At 67.3% G+C, this 17,275-nt stretch carries 18 protein-coding genes, 1 tRNA gene and 1 pseudogene; 14 read left to right on the forward strand and 6 right to left on the reverse strand.

The annotated features are described in order from the left end of the window. The first annotated feature begins 4 nt into the window (after positions 1–4). The 11 genes from VV02_RS15190 to VV02_RS15240 all read left to right on the forward strand — a co-directional run bounded on the left by VV02_RS15190 (position 5) and on the right by VV02_RS15240 (position 8,809). Entirely contained in the window at positions 5–1,045 is a 1,041-nt protein-coding gene (locus VV02_RS15190) for a segregation and condensation protein A (protein ID WP_083450190.1), read from the forward strand. Further along, on the forward strand, positions 1,023–1,673 hold the full coding sequence (gene scpB, locus VV02_RS15195; RefSeq protein ID WP_083450191.1) for an SMC-Scp complex subunit ScpB: 651 nt from the start codon (positions 1,023–1,025) through the stop codon (positions 1,671–1,673). The genes VV02_RS15190 and scpB overlap by 23 nt, the downstream gene beginning before the upstream one ends. Further along, positions 1,670–2,647 (forward strand): pseudouridine synthase, encoded by a 978-nt coding sequence (locus VV02_RS15200; RefSeq protein ID WP_052592775.1) that lies wholly within the window; start codon positions 1,670–1,672, stop codon positions 2,645–2,647. The genes scpB and VV02_RS15200 overlap by 4 nt, the downstream gene beginning before the upstream one ends. Next, complete coding sequence (locus VV02_RS15205) at positions 2,644–3,726, forward strand: prephenate dehydrogenase (protein WP_052592777.1); 1,083 nt, start codon at positions 2,644–2,646, stop codon at positions 3,724–3,726. Before VV02_RS15200 ends, VV02_RS15205 begins: the two co-directional genes overlap by 4 nt. Positions 3,727–3,775: 49 nt before the next feature. Beyond that, positions 3,776–4,483 carry a (d)CMP kinase gene (gene cmk, locus VV02_RS15210; protein ID WP_052592779.1) on the forward strand — a complete coding sequence of 236 codons (708 nt, stop codon included), beginning with the start codon at positions 3,776–3,778 and terminating at the stop codon, positions 4,481–4,483. Continuing rightward, on the forward strand, positions 4,476–5,156 hold the full coding sequence (locus tag VV02_RS15215) for a lysophospholipid acyltransferase family protein (protein ID WP_052592781.1): 681 nt from the start codon (positions 4,476–4,478) through the stop codon (positions 5,154–5,156). The genes cmk and VV02_RS15215 overlap by 8 nt, the downstream gene beginning before the upstream one ends. A 64-nt stretch (positions 5,157–5,220) precedes the next feature. Then, on the forward strand, positions 5,221–6,717 hold the full coding sequence (gene der / locus VV02_RS15220) for a ribosome biogenesis GTPase Der (RefSeq protein ID WP_052597070.1): 1,497 nt from the start codon (positions 5,221–5,223) through the stop codon (positions 6,715–6,717). A gap of 124 nt (positions 6,718–6,841) precedes the next feature. Then, positions 6,842–6,915 (forward strand) — tRNA-Pro (locus VV02_RS15225). Between the two features lie 259 nt (positions 6,916–7,174). Next, entirely contained in the window at positions 7,175–7,789 is a 615-nt protein-coding gene (locus VV02_RS15230; RefSeq protein ID WP_157063420.1) for a GTP-binding protein, read from the forward strand. Continuing rightward, positions 7,786–8,397, forward strand: coding sequence for a roadblock/LC7 domain-containing protein (locus VV02_RS15235; protein WP_052592784.1), 612 nt, complete (start codon positions 7,786–7,788; stop codon positions 8,395–8,397). The genes VV02_RS15230 and VV02_RS15235 overlap by 4 nt, the downstream gene beginning before the upstream one ends. Positions 8,398–8,419: 22 nt before the next feature. Beyond that, the gene (locus VV02_RS15240; protein ID WP_052592786.1) at positions 8,420–8,809 is read left to right on the forward strand and encodes a hypothetical protein; all 390 of its coding nucleotides are present in this window, start codon (positions 8,420–8,422) and stop codon (positions 8,807–8,809) included. A 90-nt stretch (positions 8,810–8,899) separates the two neighbouring features. Here VV02_RS15240 and VV02_RS15245 read toward each other — a convergent pair. The 3 genes and pseudogenes from VV02_RS15245 to VV02_RS15255 form a co-directional block, all read right to left on the reverse strand. Further along, a pseudogene (locus VV02_RS15245) lies at positions 8,900–9,802 on the reverse strand (dioxygenase family protein). Beyond that, positions 9,777–11,357: a 4-hydroxyphenylacetate 3-hydroxylase family protein gene (locus VV02_RS15250; protein ID WP_052592788.1), complete on the reverse strand. Its 1,581-nt coding sequence runs from the start codon at positions 11,355–11,357 to the stop codon at positions 9,777–9,779. Before VV02_RS15250 ends, VV02_RS15245 begins: the two are co-directional and overlap by 26 nt. 74 nt (positions 11,358–11,431) lie before the next feature. Next, complete coding sequence (locus VV02_RS15255; protein WP_052592790.1) at positions 11,432–11,998, reverse strand: flavin reductase family protein; 567 nt, start codon at positions 11,996–11,998, stop codon at positions 11,432–11,434. A gap of 139 nt (positions 11,999–12,137) precedes the next feature. On the opposite strand from VV02_RS15255, the gene VV02_RS15260 reads away from it, so the two are divergent. The 3 genes from VV02_RS15260 (at position 12,138) to VV02_RS15265 (ending at position 14,545) form a co-directional block, all read left to right on the forward strand. Beyond that, a complete protein-coding gene (locus VV02_RS15260) occupies positions 12,138–13,025 on the forward strand; it encodes an IclR family transcriptional regulator domain-containing protein (RefSeq protein ID WP_083450556.1) in 888 nt (295 codons plus the stop codon). Positions 13,026–13,185: 160 nt separating this feature from the next. Beyond that, a complete protein-coding gene (locus tag VV02_RS26440; protein ID WP_157063421.1) occupies positions 13,186–13,338 on the forward strand; it encodes a hypothetical protein in 153 nt (50 codons plus the stop codon). 1 nt (position 13,339) lies between these two features. After that, positions 13,340–14,545, forward strand: coding sequence for a hypothetical protein (locus VV02_RS15265; RefSeq protein WP_052592792.1), 1,206 nt, complete (start codon positions 13,340–13,342; stop codon positions 14,543–14,545). Here the strand turns inward: VV02_RS15265 and VV02_RS15270 are convergent. The 3 genes from VV02_RS15270 to VV02_RS15280 are packed head-to-tail and all read right to left on the reverse strand — an operon-like array spanning position 14,509 to position 17,245. Next, a complete protein-coding gene (locus VV02_RS15270; RefSeq protein WP_052592795.1) occupies positions 14,509–15,444 on the reverse strand; it encodes a Gfo/Idh/MocA family oxidoreductase in 936 nt (311 codons plus the stop codon). The two genes, VV02_RS15265 and VV02_RS15270, sit on opposite strands and share 37 nt — an antisense overlap. After that, the gene (locus tag VV02_RS15275) at positions 15,441–16,340 is read right to left on the reverse strand and encodes a carbohydrate ABC transporter permease (RefSeq protein ID WP_157063422.1); all 900 of its coding nucleotides are present in this window, start codon (positions 16,338–16,340) and stop codon (positions 15,441–15,443) included. Before VV02_RS15275 ends, VV02_RS15270 begins: the two co-directional genes overlap by 4 nt. Next, the gene (locus tag VV02_RS15280; protein ID WP_052597074.1) at positions 16,337–17,245 is read right to left on the reverse strand and encodes a carbohydrate ABC transporter permease; all 909 of its coding nucleotides are present in this window, start codon (positions 17,243–17,245) and stop codon (positions 16,337–16,339) included. The genes VV02_RS15275 and VV02_RS15280 overlap by 4 nt, the downstream gene beginning before the upstream one ends. Between the last annotated feature and the right edge of the window lie 30 nt (positions 17,246–17,275).

Here is a 17,275-nt window from a genome sequence, read left to right on the forward strand (position 1 = left end):
GTCGATGACCATCGACCAGGTCTCCGACATCTCGGAGGCTCTGCCTGAGGCTGCCCAGGCCAACGCCACCGAGTCGACGCCGCTGGGTGACGATGCCGCGCGGGGGAGCCTGCGACCTCGGGCGGAGGAGGAGGAGCGCAGCGAGACAACGCCCGGTGGGATCCTCACCAGGCGCTCGGGGTCGGCGCCGTTCCAGGTGCATCTCGACGTGTTCAACGGGCCGTTCGAGCTGCTGCTCGGGCTCATCTCCAAGCACAAGCTCGACGTCACCGAGATCGCGCTGTCCAAGGTCACCGACGACTTCATCGCACACATCCGCTCGGTGCAGCAGGACGACGTCGAGTGGGACCTCGATCAGGCGTCAGAGTTCCTGCTCATCGCCGCCACCCTCCTGGACCTCAAGGCCGCGCGGCTGCTGCCGCAGACCGGTCCGGAGGACGAGGAGGACCTCGCGCTGATCGAGGCTCGTGACCTGCTGTTCGCCCGGCTCCTGCAGTACCGCGCGTTCAAGGAGGTTGCGGCCGTCATCGCACACCGGATGGCGACCTACGGGCGGATGACGGCGCGTCAGGCAGGGCTCGACGAGCGCTTCGCCGGTCTGCTGCCCGAGCTGATCGTGAACATCACGCCGGAGCAGCTGGCGATCATCGCGGCGCGCGCCATGACGCCGAAGCCCGAACCGACCGTGGGGCTCACCCACCTGCACGCGACGCAGGTCAGCGTGCGTGAGCAGGCGGCGATCGTGGTGGACCGCCTGCGGGAGCGTCGTACGGCGTCCTTCCGCACCCTGGTCGCCGATGCCGACTCCACGCTCGTCATCGTCGCTCGCTTCCTCGCGCTGCTCGAGCTGTTCAAGGAGGCGGCGATCGCCTTCGAGCAGGAAGAAGCACTTGGCGAGCTGGTGGTGCGTTGGACCGGCGATGACGACGGCTCGGTCGCGGTGAGCGACGAGTTCGACGAAGACGACGAAGACGAAGACGACGAACAGAACCCCGACGTGACGACGAACGGAGAGGACGCGCGTGAGCGACGACCCACTGACTGAACCCCCGATCGAGGTGGAGGCCGAGCCGGATGCGCCCGAGCCGACCGACCAGATCGCGTTCGACATCAACGACTTCCCCGGAGGGGCACGCACCGCCATCGAGGCGGTGCTGATGGTGGTCGACCAGCCGGTCACCGACGACGAGCTCGCCAGTGCGCTGGAGATGCCGACCGAGGACGTACGGGAGCACCTGCAGGCCCTGGAGCAGGAGTACGACGAGCAGCAGCGCGGCTTCGCGTTGCGGGCGATCAGTGGCGGCTGGCGGATCTACAGCCGCTCGGACTACGCACCGGTCGTCGAGAAGTTCCTGCTCGATGGTCAGCAGGCCAAGCTGACCCAAGCCTCGCTGGAAACCCTTGCGGTCATTGCCTATCGGCAGCCCATCTCCCGCTCCCGGGTCAGCGCGGTGCGCGGCGTCAACGTCGACGGCGTGATTCGCACGCTGCTGACCCGTGGGCTCATTCATGAGCTCGGACAAGACCTCGAAGGAGGCGCGATGCTCTACGGCACGACGCCCTACTTCCTCCAGCGGCTGGGCCTCGGCTCGTTGGAGGACCTGCCGCCCTTGGCGCCGCACCTGCCGGACGCCGACATGATCGACGAGCTGGTCGAGCAGGGTCACGGATGAGCCCGGGCAAGCCTCGTCAAGGAGGCACCGGAGGCGCAGGAGGCCGGGGGAGCGGCTCCCGCGGAGGTCGTGGCGGCGCACCGCGCGGCGGTGGTCGCTCTGGTGCGGCAGGTCGATCAGGCGGCGGTGGCCGTTCGGGCGGTGGAGGCCGCTCAGGGAGCTGGCGTGCCGGCACGACCAAGCCGAGCCAGCCGACGCAGCCGCCTCGTGAGCGGACGCCCCGGCCGGACGCGATCGACGTCCACGACCCCGACGGCGTACGCCTGCAAAAGCTTCTCGCCGCTGCCGGCGTGGGCAGCCGGCGGACCTGCGAGAACCTCATCACCGAGGGCCGAGTCATCGTCGACGGTCAGGTCGTCACCGAGCTCGGCGTGCGGATCGACCCGCTCAAGCAGGCCGTACACGTCGACGGCGAGCGCGTGCAGCTGGACACCTCGCGCCTCTATCTCGCGTTCAACAAGCCGCTGGGCGTGGTCTCGACCATGCACGACGAGCTCGGCCGGCCCTCGGTCGGTGACTACGTCGAGCAGCGCAAGGAGCGGCTGTTCCACGTCGGCCGTCTCGATGCCGACACCGAGGGTCTGCTGCTGCTGACCAACGACGGTGAGCTGGCCAACCGACTGCAGCATCCGTCGTACGGCGTCTCCAAGACCTACGTCGCACTGGTGCCCGCACCGCTCGCTCGCGACGTGGGCAAGCAGCTGCGCGAGGGTGTCGAGCTGGAGGACGGGCCGGTCGCGGTCGACTCGTTCCGGGTGGTCGACTCCCAGCCGGGCCGTGCGCTCGTCGAGGTTGTGCTCCACGAGGGACGCAAGCACGTGGTGCGCCGGATGCTCGAGGCCGTCGGTCACCCCGTGGAGTCACTGGTGCGCACCGATGTGGGTCCGGTCCAGCTCGGCGAGCTCCGGCCCGGCAAGCTGCGACCGCTGAGCAGTCGTGAGGTGGCAGCGCTCTACAAGGCCGCGGGTCTGTGAGCCTGCACGTCCGGATCGTCGGCACCGGCCTGCTCGGCACGTCGATCGGTCTTGCGTTGTCCCGCAAGGGCTTTCGAGTCTCCTTGCAGGACATCTCACCGACGGCTTCCGCGCTGGCCAGAGACCTGGGCGCAGGCTCGCTCGATGTCGCGGCAGCGCCCGACCTGGTCGTGGTCGCTGCGCCGCCGGACGTCGTCGGACAGGTGGTGGCCGACGAGCTCGCCGCCTGGCCCTCGGCGGTCGTCACGGACGTCGCGTCGGTCAAGGCGAGCGTGCTCGCCGAGGTGCAGCGCGCGGCCGTCGAGCAGCTGCACCGCTACGTCGGCTCCCACCCGATGGCCGGGCGAGAGCGGTCCGGCGCGGTCGCAGCGCAGGCCGACCTCTTCGAGGGCCGCACCTGGGTGATCTGCCCGTCCCCGTCCAGCGACGACACCGCGATCGATCTCGTGCGCCGCGTGGCTGATGCCGCCGGCAGCGTCACCGTGCTCATGGACGCGGCTGAGCACGACGCGGCAGTCGCAGCCGTGTCGCACCTGCCGCAGGTGGCGGCAAGCCTGGTCGCGGCCCGGCTCCGCGAGGTCTCCGACGACGCGGTGGCGCTTTCCGGGCAAGGCGTTCGCGACGTGACGCGCATCGCGGCGTCCGACCCGTTGATGTGGACCCAGATCTTGTCCGCCAACGCGCCTGCGCTGCTACCGGTGATCGAGCACCTCGCCACTGACCTCGAGGCCGTACGCGCCGCGCTGGCCCGCGTCGCCGCAGACCCTCCCGCCGAGGGCGCCCGCGGCGTGCTCGCGCACACCATCGCTGATGGCCAGCTCGGTCATGCGCGGATCCCGGGCAAGCACGGCGCGCCGCCGACGGCGTACGGCACGCTCGTCGTCGTAATCCCCGACCGCCCTGGGTCCTTGGCCCGGCTGTTCCACGACGTCGGCGAGGCCGAGATCAACCTCGAGGACATCCGGATCGAGCACGCGCGGGGCGGACCGGTCGGTCTGGCCGAGCTCTCCGTCCTGCCCGCCGTGACCGAGCGCCTGCGCGACGCGCTCGAGGCGGCCGGCTGGAGCGTGCACGACTGAGCTCGTGCTGGCGTGCGGGCCATGAGCGCCCGGCAGTACCCTGACCCGCGTGACGACGACCCCTGCTCCGCATCCTCTGGTGATCGCCATCGACGGCCCGTCCGGCTCGGGCAAGTCATCCGTCTCCCGGGCTGTCGCCGCCTCTCTCAAGGTCGGCTACCTCGACACGGGCGCGATGTACCGCGCGCTGACGTGGTGGTGCCTCGACCAGGACGTCGATCTCGCTGACACCACGGCCGTCGCCCAGGCATCACGTGAGCTGCCGCTGGAGCTCGGCACCGACCCGTCTGCGCCGTCGGTGAGCGTCGATGGCACAGAGGTCGACGCCGCGATCCGTGAGACGCGCATCTCAGAGGCCGTCTCGCAGGTGGCGACCAACCTCGACGTGCGTGCGGACATGCAGCAGCGGCAGCGCGCGCTGATCGCCGAGATCGCTTCTGCCACAGGCGGAGTCGTCGCCGAGGGGCGCGACATCACGACTGTCGTCGCGCCCGATGCTGATGTCCGGGTGCTGCTCACCGCGTCCGAGGAGGCCCGTCTGGCGCGCCGCTCCAAGGAGCTGCATGGTGACGCCGGGTCCGCCTCGGTGGAGGCCACCCGCGCTCAGGTCGTGCAGCGCGACGCCCGCGACTCGACGGTCTCCCAGTTCACCGAGGCGGCCGAAGGCGTCGTCACCGTCGACACCTCCGACCTCGACTTCGAGCAGTCCGTTCAGGCGGTGCTCTCGGTCGTCGCCGCGCGGGGCGAGCGTGTCTGACGTCGCCCCCGGCAGCCGTGGCACGGCCGCCGGCCATCAGCTCGGCCAGGTCCTCGCACCAATCCTGTACGACGCTCGTCGCCGCCATATCGAGCACGTTCCGTCGTCCGGTCCCGTCGTGCTCGTCTCCAACCACTCGGGATTTCTCGACGGTCCGCTGGTCTACTGCCTCGCGCCTCGGCCGGTGCACTTCTTGGTCAAACGCTCCTACTTCTCCACGGCCTTGGGCGTGCTGCTGCGTGGCGTCGGACAGATCCCGATCGACCAGAACAGCGCCGACCGCACGGCCCTCGCCGCAGCCCGCGCGGTGCTCGAGCGTGGGGGAGCAGTCGGCGTGTTCCCTGAGGGGACACGCGGTGCCGGCGACGTCCGAGCTGTCCAGCAGGGCGCGGCCTGGTTGGCGCTGCAGGCAGACGCGCCGGTCGTTCCTGTCGCTTGCCTCGGCACGCGCGGCATGGGAGCGGCGCGCAGCTCCTGGCCGCGGCTGCGCGGGCACCTCGAAGTCGTGTTCGGCGAGCCTTTCAGCGTAACCTCGGGAGCCGACGTACCCGGGCGCGAACGCCTGCGCCTGGCTACCGAGACCCTGCGCGACCGCCTGGCCGCGCATGTGGCGGACGCGGTCGAGCGCACCGGCATGCCACTCCCCGGCGATGAGCCACCCCGTCTCCCCTGACGACATAAGCGACAATGAGGGTTGGCCCTTGGCCACATCCCTCTTCGATCTCAAGGACGTGCCCGTGTCTGACCACCCTTCCGACGACGTGACCCCGTCGGGTCCGCTCGACGAGACCGGACACGACGAATCGGTTGAGACCGCCCTCCGGGTCGGGCTGGAGGACTTCGAGCTCAGCGAGGAGGACCAGGCTCTCCTCTCTGGCGAAGGCGCCAACCTCGATGGCGAGGCAGAGGGCGAGGCCCGCCCCGTCGTCGCCGTCGTCGGCCGCCCCAACGTCGGCAAGTCAACGCTGGTCAACCGAGTCCTGGGCCGTCGTGAGGCGGTCGTCGAGGACGTCCCCGGCGTCACCCGCGATCGTGTGGCCTATGACGCCGAGTGGTCCGGTCGACGCTTCACCCTGGTCGACACCGGCGGCTGGGAGGTCGACGCGACCGGTATCCACCTGCGGGTCGCCGAGCAGGCCGAGGTCGCCGTGGAGCTCGCCGATGCGGTGATGTTCGTGGTCGACGCGACCGTTGGCGCCACCGACACCGACGACGCCGTCGTCAAGCTCCTGCGTCGTTCGGGCAAGCCGGTGATCCTGGTCGCCAACAAGGTCGATGACCAGCGCACTGAGGCCGAGGCCGCAATGCTCTGGTCGTTCGGGCTGGGGGAGCCCTACCCCGTCTCCGCGCTGCACGGTCGCGGCAGCGGCGACGTCCTCGACGCCCTCATGGCGGTCCTGCCGGAGCGCTCCGGTGTCGGTGGCGCGTACGCCCGTGGCGGGCCTCGGCGCGTGGCTCTCGTCGGTCGGCCCAACGTCGGGAAGTCCTCTCTGCTCAACAAGCTCGCCGGCGAGGACCGCGTCGTCGTCGACAATGTCGCCGGCACCACACGTGACCCGGTCGATGAGTTCATCGAGCTCGGTGGCAAGACCTGGCGTTTCGTCGACACGGCCGGCATCCGTCGACGCGTCCACCTGACCCGTGGCGCCGACTTCTACGCGTCGCTGCGGACACAGACGGCGTTGGAGAAGGCCGAGGTCGCGGTCGTGCTGATCGATGCCGAGGACAGCATCGCCGAGCAGGACATCCGGGTCATCCAGCAGGTCATCGACTCCGGTCGCGCCGTGGTGCTGGCCTTCAACAAGTGGGACCTGCTCGATGAGGAGCGGCGTTACTACCTTGAGCGCGAGATCGAGCGCGAGCTGGTGCAGGTGCCGTGGGCGCCTCGGGTCAACATCTCAGCCCTCACCGGGCGTCACATGGACCGGCTCGTGCCGTCCCTGGAGACAGCTCTGGACTCCTGGGACCAGCGGGTGCCGACCGGCCGGCTCAATGCCTTCTTCGGTGAGATCGTGGCCGCCCACCCCCACCCGGTTCGCAGCGGCAAGCAGCCTCGCATCCTGTTCGCGACGCAGGCCTCCACCCGCCCGCCGCGGTTCGTGATCTTCGCCTCCGGCTTCATCGAGGCGGGCTACCGGCGCTTCCTGGAGCGTCGCCTGCGCGAGGAGTTCGGCTTCGAGGGCACCCCGATCGAGCTGTCCGTCCGGGTCCGCGAGAAGCGACGTCGCAACTAGTCCCGGCCCTCGTCGTACGACTGCTCGCACCCCGCGCTGACGAGCGCCTGGCCGATTCGTTGGGTGGGGTTGGCGTGCGATAAGGTTCAGGTCGCTCGCGAGCGCCACTGGCACTCATGGGCATCGGGCTGTGGCGCAGTTTGGTAGCGCACTTGACTGGGGGTCAAGGGGTCGCAGGTTCAAATCCTGTCAGCCCGACCGATGATGTCGTAGGACATCGGCAAGGCCTCGAACCGTAGGGTTCGGGGCCTTGTGCGTGCTGAGTCTCATCGACCGGCACTGGCACCATTCCCTGAGGAACGTCGGCGAAAAGGCCCCAGTGCCAGCCTCTTTCGAGGTCGTCCCCCCTCTCGCTCCAGGCGCGTTCCTCTGCACCGGCGACGACGAGTCACGACGTTCACGGTCCTCCTTTCCGGCGCATCCCGCGCTCACATCTGGTTAGACTCGACCGCACGACGTGGCCAGCTGGGGACTGAGGGGAAAGCTGCGGATGCAGGAAGTTGTCGGCGCGGATCTTGGGCCGCAGATCTCATTTGTCGGACCGTTCGGGGTTGGAAAGACCACCGCAGCGCTCAAGGTCTGCACCAGCAATGTCCTGACGACCGAGGTCACCAGCTCCTACACCCACCCGACGATCGGCAAGCACCTCAAGCCGACCACCACCGTCGGGCTCGAGATCGGTGAGTGGGTCGCGCCCGACGGCCGACGGGTCTGCATCGTCGGTACGCCAGGACAGAAGCGCTTCGACATGGTCCGGCGCTCGGCGATGCCACGGAGCAACGCCGTCGTCCTGTGGCTCTTCGGTGCTCATACGTTGGCTGTGGAGGACGCCGGACAGTGGCTGGAGTCGGTGCTGAAAGAGATCCCCGCACGCAAGCTCGTGGTTGCGGTCACCCGGCTCGCCGACGAAGCGGAGCTCGAGCCGTTCGTCGAAGCCGTGCACGAACAGGACGACAGCATCCCGGTGATCGCCGGCGATCCTCGCGACGTCGACTCGGTCAACGAGGTCCTGGAGGCCGCCTTTGCGCTCTGTCAGCGGCGGCCGTCGAGCCGCAAGGAGCTGGCGCAATGACGGCGAACTCTCCGGACTCGGCCAAGGGCCGCAACAACCTGCGTCTCCTCAAAGGGAAGAAGGGTCGCGAACGTACTGGGTCGGCCCACATGGGGTGGGTCGGCGAGCCCAATGTTCAGGAGCTCCTCGAGGGAGCGGATGGCCATCTGCAGAGCCGACCCGAGATGGGGATCGATGCGGAGATCGCCGACAACTGGGATCTGTGGTCGGCGCATCTCGGCCGGGCGCTCATGCCCACGTTGCGTGAGCTGCACGAGAATCTGAAGGGATTCACGTGCGCCATGATCTGCACGGCCGATGGCTTCAATCTCTGCACGCTCGGGATGGATGAGGCCGGCGTCCTGCGGCTGGCCGCACTCACGTCCTCGATGCACTCCATCGCCGACGCGGTGACCCAGGCGGTGCACGACGACGCCGAGCGTCGGATCGACCTCCTCACTGTGACCGACCAGGACTCCACGGTCGTCGTCCTGGCCATCCGTGACCCGATGCTGGGCAAGCTGCTGTTGTGGGTAGCCACCGAGCACGACACACTTGGCGCCCTACTTGTCCATGCTCGTCGCGCCGCGGCGCAGATCCGTCAGTTCTTAGAAGTTGAGAATGCCTAGTAACCGAAAACGTGGAGGAATCGTGCTCGATATCGACATCGCCAAGCTTGAAGAGACCGTGGCTGTCACCAAGGCTCTGCTCAAGGAAGGTCTTTTGGCGACCGACATCTGGGACACGACAACCGGGCTGAGTCTCGCGGCGCACAACCCGCAGCCCGAGGCGACCGCAATGTTCAACATGCTGACGCTCGAAATGCACAAGACATTGACCGAGTCAGGATTTCCCGGCTTGGGCGGCTATTACATTCTTGAGCTCCAAGAGCACAATATGGCCGTCGTCCAGATGCACGGCGATACCCTGATGTCAGGAATGCTCCTCAACTCCGGAGTGGTCAACCTGGGTGTTCTCGTCAGCGTCGCCATTCCGAAGTACGCCAAGGGTGTTGCCGCGGCGTTCAACGACAATAAGTGACCTGACCGGTCGGCGTATGTCCGGCTGATCAGGATGAGCTGAGCCCGCTTCGCGGAGCGGCCGGAGCCGCCCAGCGAAGCGGGCGTCCGCTCAGGTGGGCTCGAGCTCGAAGTCGTACGTCGAGCGTCGGATGCCAGTGCCGTCGTCCCACGGGTCGAGGATCAGCTCTGGCTTGGTCGCCTCGGCGACGTCGTTCTCGAGGTAGTCACCACCGGCGAAGTAGAGCTGGGTGGTGACATGCCGGTGGCCAGCAGCGCGCACCTGGACGTGCAGGTGCGCGGGCCGCCATGGATGCCACCCGGCGGCCTCGATCATCTGACCGGTCGGTCCGTCGTGCGGGATGCGGTACGGCGCCGGCTGGATGGTCGTGATGGCGAAGCGACCCTCGCCGTCAGTGATGACCACGCCACGCAGGTTGCCGTCCGGCACCTACGGCGCGAACCCCGAGTAGTAGCCGTGGGAGTCGGCCTGCCAGATGTCGACCTCGGCCCCGGCGAGCGGCGTCCCGCCGAGATCACGGACCTGACCCACGAGCACCAGCGGCGTGCCTTCTTCGTGCTCACGCTGCGGCAGCCGGCACGCCGCCTCGAGCCTGACCTGATCGGGCAGGTAGTACGGACCCAGGATCGATCCTTTGGTGCCGTGCTGGGACTTGGAGACCTGATCCTCGACGGCGTGCTCGACGAACACGTCCATGATCAGCGGCCACTCGCCGCCCTCGCCGACCTGCATCAACCAGCTCTTGACGGCCTGGAACTCCGGATACGTGACGTCGTGCTCGGCGATCGCGCCATGGATGCCCTTCAGGACGGAGGTCGCGATGGCGGCGACGCGCTCTGGTGAGGTGTTCTCGACCCCTTGCGCTGCGGCGGCCGCCCTGAAGTTCCTGGTCGCATTGGCTCCCGAACCACCAGCGGTGGGCGATGTCTCGGTGGTGGACATGATGCATCTCCTCGATGCGGTCAGGTCAGCGGCCCGGGATCCGGCTGACATCGGTCGGATTGATCAAGTCGGGCACGGTCCAGCCGTCCAGGTCGTACTCGTTCAGGAAGGAGTCAGCGAACTCCTTCATCTGAGTGGTCGTCCCCTGAGCCTCTGCCGCGAACAGGATCTCGGCCTTGACCATCTCGTGGTTGCCCGCGTAGTTGCGCTCGTAGAGCTCGTGCCGGCCACCGAACTCGGTGCCGACCGAGTCCCACAGAGCCTTCATCAGCTTGGTGCGCTCGACGGCGTCATAGCCGTTCGAGCCGCGGACGTACTTGTCGAGGTAGGGGCGAATCTCGGGCGTCTTGAAGTCAACGGCGTTGGAGTTGAGGTAGATCAGGCCTGAGGCGACGTCCTGCTGGATGATCTCCTTCACCCGCGGATATCCCTCGACCATGAACTTCCGGTAGACCATGCCGTAGTCCAGCTTCGGCAGCACGGTCCCGTTGGGGCCGGGGTCGGGCGCCAGGGCCATCGCGTCGGCCAGCGCACGGAACATGTTGCGCCATGAGATGACCTCGCCCAGCCGGGATTGGATGCCTCGGAAGTCCTTGCTCCCGGTGCACTCCACGGCCTTCAAGAGCAGGCCGGCGATGAACTCCAGCTTGACGGCCAACCGGATGCAGCCATGGAAGGTGAACCGCGGGAAGAAGCCGGTCTGCATGGCAAAGCCGTTGATCTTGTCGACGTCGCCGTAGACGAAGATGTTCTCCCACGGCACCAGCACCTTGTCGAAGACGAAGATCGTGTCGTTCTCGTCCAGCCGACTCGACAGCGGGTAGTCGAACGGACTACCGAGGGTGTCGGCCTGCATGCCGTACGACGGCCGACAGATCAGCTTCACACCCGGTGCGTCCATGGGCACCGTGCAGACGATCGCGTACTCCTTCTTCTTGATCGGGAGCCCGTAGTGCGCGATGAAGTTGTAGTTGGTCAGCGCCGAGCCCGTGGCAACAACCTTGGCACCCGAGACGATCACGCCGGCGTCGGTCTCCTTCTCGACCTTCATGAACACATCGCCCACCTCGTCCGGAGGCAGGTCCCGGTCGACCGGCGGGTTGATGATCGCGTGGTTCCAGTAGAGGACCTTTTCCTGGCTCTCCTTGTACCAACGCTTGGCATTCTCGGTGTATGGCGCGTAGTACTCCGGGTAGGCGCCCAAAGTCCCGAGGAAGCTGCCCTTGTAGTCGGGGGAGCGGCCCATCCAACCCCACGTCAGTCGGGCCCAGTGCTCGATCGCCTTCTGATTGGCCCGGAGGTCCTCGCTGGTGCGCGGCGCCTTGAAGAAGGGATGGGTCCAGCCGCCGTTACCGGTGTCGGTGGGCACCCACAGGTCCTTCTTGAGCTGCTCGTCGTGCAGGGAGTCATAGAGCCGGGCGATCATCCGCACCGGGTTGCGGAAGGCGGGGTGCTCGGTGACGTCCTTGACCCGCTCGCCGTAGATCCAGACCTCACGGTCGTCACGTAGGGAGTCCATGTACTCCTGGCCGGTCATGGGCCTGGCGGCCGTCGCACCTTCGGGCGTACCGCGCAGCCCAGCGGTGTGGTCCTCGGTCTGTGTCATATCGGTTTCTCCTCGATGTGAGTGCGGTGCGGTTGACCTGGTGTCGGGGTTCGGAACTCGGCTGGCGGGCGTCATCAGCAGGCTGAGGACTGGACGAGCGGACGGAAGCTGTCGGCGTCGAACCAGCCCGATGTGGGGCAGTCCACCGACCCGCCCCAGTGGGTACCGGGCGCGGCCTCGTGATGCGGGTTGAGGTAGCGGTACTGCCCGCCGAAGAACAGCAACGGCTCCCGCGCCGTGACGACGACGGCATCCACCTCGCCGATGACGATGAGGTGGTCGCCGCCGTCATAGGTCCGCCACGGCTGGCAGGAGATGGTGGTAGCGCTCCCATCGAGGAGTGGCGCGGCAGGCCCTTCCACCCAGGTCGGAGGTCGGTCCGACGGGCGGCCGGCGAAGTGCCACGCCACGTCGAGCTGATCCTCGGCCAGCACATTGATCGCGAAAGGTCGATCACCGAGAAACTGGCTGGCTTTGGAGGAACGGCCGAGGGTCACCTGGGCGAGGGCAGGCTCCAGGGACACGGCGGTGAAGGCGTTGACGGTGGCGCCGTGCGGCTCGCCGTCATCGGTGGTGCAGGTCACGACGGTCACTCCTGTGGCGAAGCGACCAAATGCGTTGCGCAATTCTCGGAAATCCATGGTCAGGGCCTCCTTGATACGCTATGCGTACGCGTTGAACGCTGTGCGTACATCGTACGTGCCTGAGACCACGCGTGCCGTCAACGAGTTCGGTCGTCTCGATCAATATCGAGTCCTCGTGAATTCGAAGGGAGCGCAGATGAGCTCACCCCGTGATGCAGTGCTGGACCCCGAGGCGCCCGACGCCCGAAACCGCGACTTCGTCCAGAGCATCGAGCGTGGATTCGCGGTGCTGCTCGCCTTTGACACCGACCTGCCCAACCCGTCACTCGCAGAGCTGGCGACCCGGACCGGCCTGTCGCGGCCGGCCGTGCGCCGCATCTTGCTGACCCTGCAGCAGCTCGGATACGTCACCAACGCCACCGGACGTTGGTCGCTCACACCGCGCGTGCTGACCATCGGCCACCACTACGCCGCTACTCACAGCATCGTTGACGTCGCCCATCCGCACCTGAAGCGGATCGTCGAGGTCACAGGCGAGTCCGCATCGCTGGCCCAGCTGGATGGCATCGACGTGGTCCACGTCGCCCGTGTGAATGCGCCCCGGGTGCTCAACATCGACATCCGCATCGGCAGCCGACTGCCCGCGCACGCCACCTCGATGGGACGAGTCCTCGCGGCCTTCGCTACCGCCGATGTCGTCGACCGGATCATCGATGAGAAGGGCCTCACGGCGCTGACCGCTGCCACGATCACCGACCCGATCGAGTTCCGAGACGCCCTGCACCAGGTGCGCCAGAACGGTTACGCCCTGGTGGACGGCGAGCTGGAGGAAGGGTTCTTGTCGGCGGCCGTGCCGGTCCGAGACGTGACGGGCGATGTGGTGGCCGCGTTGGCGTACTCCACCTCCCGCGGCCGACAGACGCCACAACAGGTCCAGGCCGAGGCGTTGCCCCTCCTCATTGAGGGCGCGGCCGCCATCGAGCGTGACCTCGAGACACTCACGACGCGCCCCGGCACACCCCTCGGGGGGTCGGCCCCGGCGCAGTTGCCGAATCCGCGAGGTGTCGCGACGGTGGAGCGATGACCGACGCGACAGACCGGATCCTTATCCACGAAGCGATCAAATTGCATTCGAGCCGCCGACAGTGATTCTTGCGGCCCATCAGCGATCACACATCTGCTGGGTCCCATGGTCATCCGCCCCACATACTCAGAGGGGGTTGTCGAATGCGGGAGGGGCCGACATGACCGAATCATTTGACCAGTTGAAGCCGAAGCACGGGGACACCAAGCGGGAAGATGGCCTGTTCTGGGAGTATCACGAGCCACCTGGCGCATGGGTCGTCACACCAGAGACCGATCCGGACTACCGGAGCGCTCCGCGCGCCGACGACTGACGTGCCTTCCTCTTCCCCCGATCCTTCCGGGGCCTGGCAGCTCAGCGCAGAGCTCAAGCAGGGGACGACCGACCCGCCGCCTCCAGCAGACTCCGATGTCGTAGCACCGCCCGCATGGCTGGACGCCGCCGAGAGTGTCCGCGCCACCGTCAAGTGGCTGGTCGCCGCCTTCGCCGCCGTCGGCGCCGTGATGTTCACGAAGGGTTTCGTCACGACCCCAGCGCTCAGCTGGGAGGACAACACCGGTCAGCTGCTCGGGGCGTGGCTGGCCGGCATTGTCGGTGTGCTGGGGGTCGGATGGTTGATTCACCAGGCCATGGGCATGATTCGACCCCGTGTGTTCGAGCTCGGCGACCTGCCTGACGAATACATCGCCAAGGTCGATGCTGAGCCACGGTTTCACCTGCCCAGCGGCGCCGGCACGTTCAAGGAGTTCAAGACCACCCTCCGAAACCTGCGCACCAGCGAGGCCACGCATCGTGTCACGGTCAAGGAATTCGAGAGCGAGGTCATCGAAGCGACGTCGGACCGAGACGCTGTCCAGGCTCGCTGCGCTGCGGCGGAGGCCACGCTCAACGAGGCCAGAAGAGAACATCCGCTCGACCCAGGCAAGATCACCGCTGCGGAGCAGACCCTCACGGCAGAGCAGACCAGGCTGAGGAAGACGGAGCGCAAGCTCGACCACATCAAGGATCGGCTGGCATCCGAGAGGGCGTCTCACGACTCCCTCGTGGCACAGCTCGCCGTGTACAACCGAACCCGCAAGAACCTGCTGGATCGCGCGGGCTACTGGCAGGCCTCGCGCGGACTCGACGCCAGTGGCTTCAAGATCTTCATGGCTGCACTGGTCGCCGCGGCGGGCGGCATCGGCTACCAGCTGCTGCTGGCAACACCCAAGGACGCGGATGCGAGTCCGGCGCCGGCGGCCAGGGTGGGCGAGCTCGTTCGGACGAACACACCGGCCGGGCAAGAGCTCTGGAAGGCGCTGAACCTTGCACCCTGCCAGGCGGATTCGACGGCCAAGATCGCCGTGGCCATCAGCGGAGGCAAAGGGACGCAGGCAGACCCGTACGTCGTGTCCACGCTGCCAACGGCGCGGTGCGCTGCGCGTACGTTCACCGTGGTCAACGAGGTGGCACTCGTCAGCGTGCCGACCAAGACGGTGATCACCTATGAGCCCGCTGCATCTCCCACCTCGAGCGGCTGAGTGGTCGGGCCAATGACAGCTGGGGCACCGGTCGTACGGCTGACATGAGGGCCTTCGACGATCGCGACGGTCGCCAGGATCTCGGCCTCGCTGACGTTGGGTACACCGTTGCGGCATGAGTCGACCAGATTGGCCAGCAGGCCGGTGAGCATGGACTGCCCTGCTGTCAGGGCGAACTCGCTGCTCGCGCCTGCCGCACGATGCAGCGTGCCGGTCGTCACGGGAGACCAGGTCGGCTCTCCGTCGATGTGCGCGGTGCGCCCGTCGGCCCAGGTCACCGTCACGGAACCACCTGCCGGCGCGTCGACTAGTACGGGATCCGGGCCGAGTGTCGCGACGGCGAGATCAGCCAGATGGAATCCGTACCACGACAGATCAGGATGCCCAGGCTGCGTCGGGAGCGGACCGTCGAGGACGAGCCTGGAGATCGGAGTATCGCCAAGAACCTGGACGAACTCCGGAGCGAACCGTTTGGGAGAACCGGCCAACGGCGTACAGCCGTGGACTCGCGCGGTAGCCAGCATGCGCTTGGCCGCCTGCGTCGTGAGGGCGAACCGGGTGTCGACGTAGACCGGCTTCCCTGTGGGCGCCACCCGCTCGAAGTACGCCGGGTGGGTGCGTGCGTCAGCCGCCACGACAAGGAGCGCGTCAACAGCGTCGGCGACCTCCTCGGGTGTGGTGCACAGCTGTACGCCGAGCAGGGCTACCTCGTCGGCGAACGCGTCGACCCTGTCGAGACCGAGCGGGAAGTCTGCTGCCGGCTCGCCCTTCCAGGCGTGGGTGATGCGCGCACCCGCGACCTCGCCGTGGAGGCCGTCACCGAGCAGCCGGGTGAACTGTGGCGCGTGCGGGGAGTCGACGCCGATGAGCCCGAACCGCAAGGGCCGCCCGGCGCTCATCCCTTGACGCCGCTGGAGGTGATGCTCTCCACGATGTGCCGCTGCAGCGCGACGAACATCAGCAGACACGGCACGAAGCTGATCAGGGCCGCAGCCATGATGCTCGAGGTCGAGACGGTCTCCGTGTTGAGAGTCGCGAGGCCGACCGTCAGGGTGCGCGCCTCGTCGGTCTGGCCGACGACCAACGGCCACAGCAGGTCGTTCCAGTGCCACAGGAAGACGAAGATCGCCAGCGTGGCCAGCACTGGACGGATGAGCGGCAGGACGACCGAGACGTACGTCCGCCACTCGCCGGCGCCGTCGATGCGGGCCGCGTCGAAGAGCTCGTCAGGCAGGTCGCGGACGAACTGCCGGATCAAGAAGACGGCCTGAGCGTTCGCCAGCGTGGGCAGGATGAGGCCCCAGACGGTGTTCACGCCGCCCATCTTGGACACGAGGATGAAGGTCGGGATCAGCGTCGCCTGTACCGGCACCATCAGCGTCGCGACGATGGCCCAGAGCAGTGCGTTGCGGCCAGGAAAACGCTTCCGTGCCAGCGCGTAAGCGGCCATCGAGGCCGTGCCCAGGACGATCACGACGGACACGACCGAGTAGATCAGCGAGTTGAGGAACCACCGCGGGAACGAGCCGACCTGGAACACCTCGGTCAGGTTGTCGAGGGTCAGTGAGTCCGGGAGCGAGCGAGGGATCGTCGGTGCATCGGCCGGCGAGAGCGCGAGGATCACCACGGCAATCAGGGGTGCGACGGTGAACAGCGCGATGACGGCCAGCACAGCCGTGAGGACGCGCTGCTGGCGCCGCTCCCGCGAGACCGGACGCGCGGATCTCGAGCTCGCCCCCGCACCGGGACCCGCGGTCGACGACGCCGACTCGGACGACGTGGCGATCACGCTCATGACTGTGACCTTCCTTCGACGGTGCGCTGCTGCACGAGCGACAGCAGAAGGACGATGACGAAGAGCACGACGCCCGCGGCCGCGGCGTACCCGAAGTCGAAGAACTTGAACCCCTCGTCGTAGAGGAAGTAGATGAGGCTGTGGCTGGCTCGGTTGGGTCCGCCGCCGGTCATCACGTAGATCGTGTCGAAGACCTGAAAGCCGACGATCGTCTCGATGATCAGCACGAAGAGCGTGATCGGTCGGAGCAGCGGCAGCGTGATGTGCCAGAAGGTCCGCCACGCGCCGGCTCCGTCGATGCGGGCGGCCTCGTGGACCTCTGCAGGTAGCGCCTTCAGGCCGGCGAGAAAGATCAGCATCGAGTATCCGAAGCCCTTCCACACCGAGACCATCGCGAGCGAGCCGAGGACGAGCAGCTGCGACCCGGAGATGAACGGCACGCTCCCGAACCCGAGTCCTCCCAGGGCCGCGTTCAGCGGACCGTCAGTCGCGAAGATCCACGTCCAGACGATGCCCGCGAGCACGAACGAGCACAAGTACGGCACGAACAGCAGCGACCGGAACAGTCCGGTGTAGCGCTGCATCTGGTGCAGCAGCACAGCCCCCGCGAGGGAGACGACGACGATCAGCGGGACGAAGATCACGACGTACAGGCCGGTGACCTTAAGGCTCTGCCAGAACGCGTCGTCCTGAAGGATTCGGCTGTAGTTGTCCGCTCCCACGAAGGTGTAGTCGCCGTTGAGCTGGTAGTCGGTGAGGCTCATCGCACCGGCGCCGAGGATCGGGAGGAACTTGAATATCCCGAAGATCACGACAGTGGGCAGCACGAAGAGGATTCCGGTGATGGCTTCCCGGCGGCGCTCGGTCGAACGTGCCGCTCGTCCGAGCAGTGTCTGCGCGGTCATGGTGCTGCCTCCTCGGTACGTCGTCGGCCG

This window comes from Luteipulveratus mongoliensis, from assembly GCF_001190945.1.
Classification (GTDB): domain Bacteria; phylum Actinomycetota; class Actinomycetes; order Actinomycetales; family Dermatophilaceae; genus Luteipulveratus; species Luteipulveratus mongoliensis.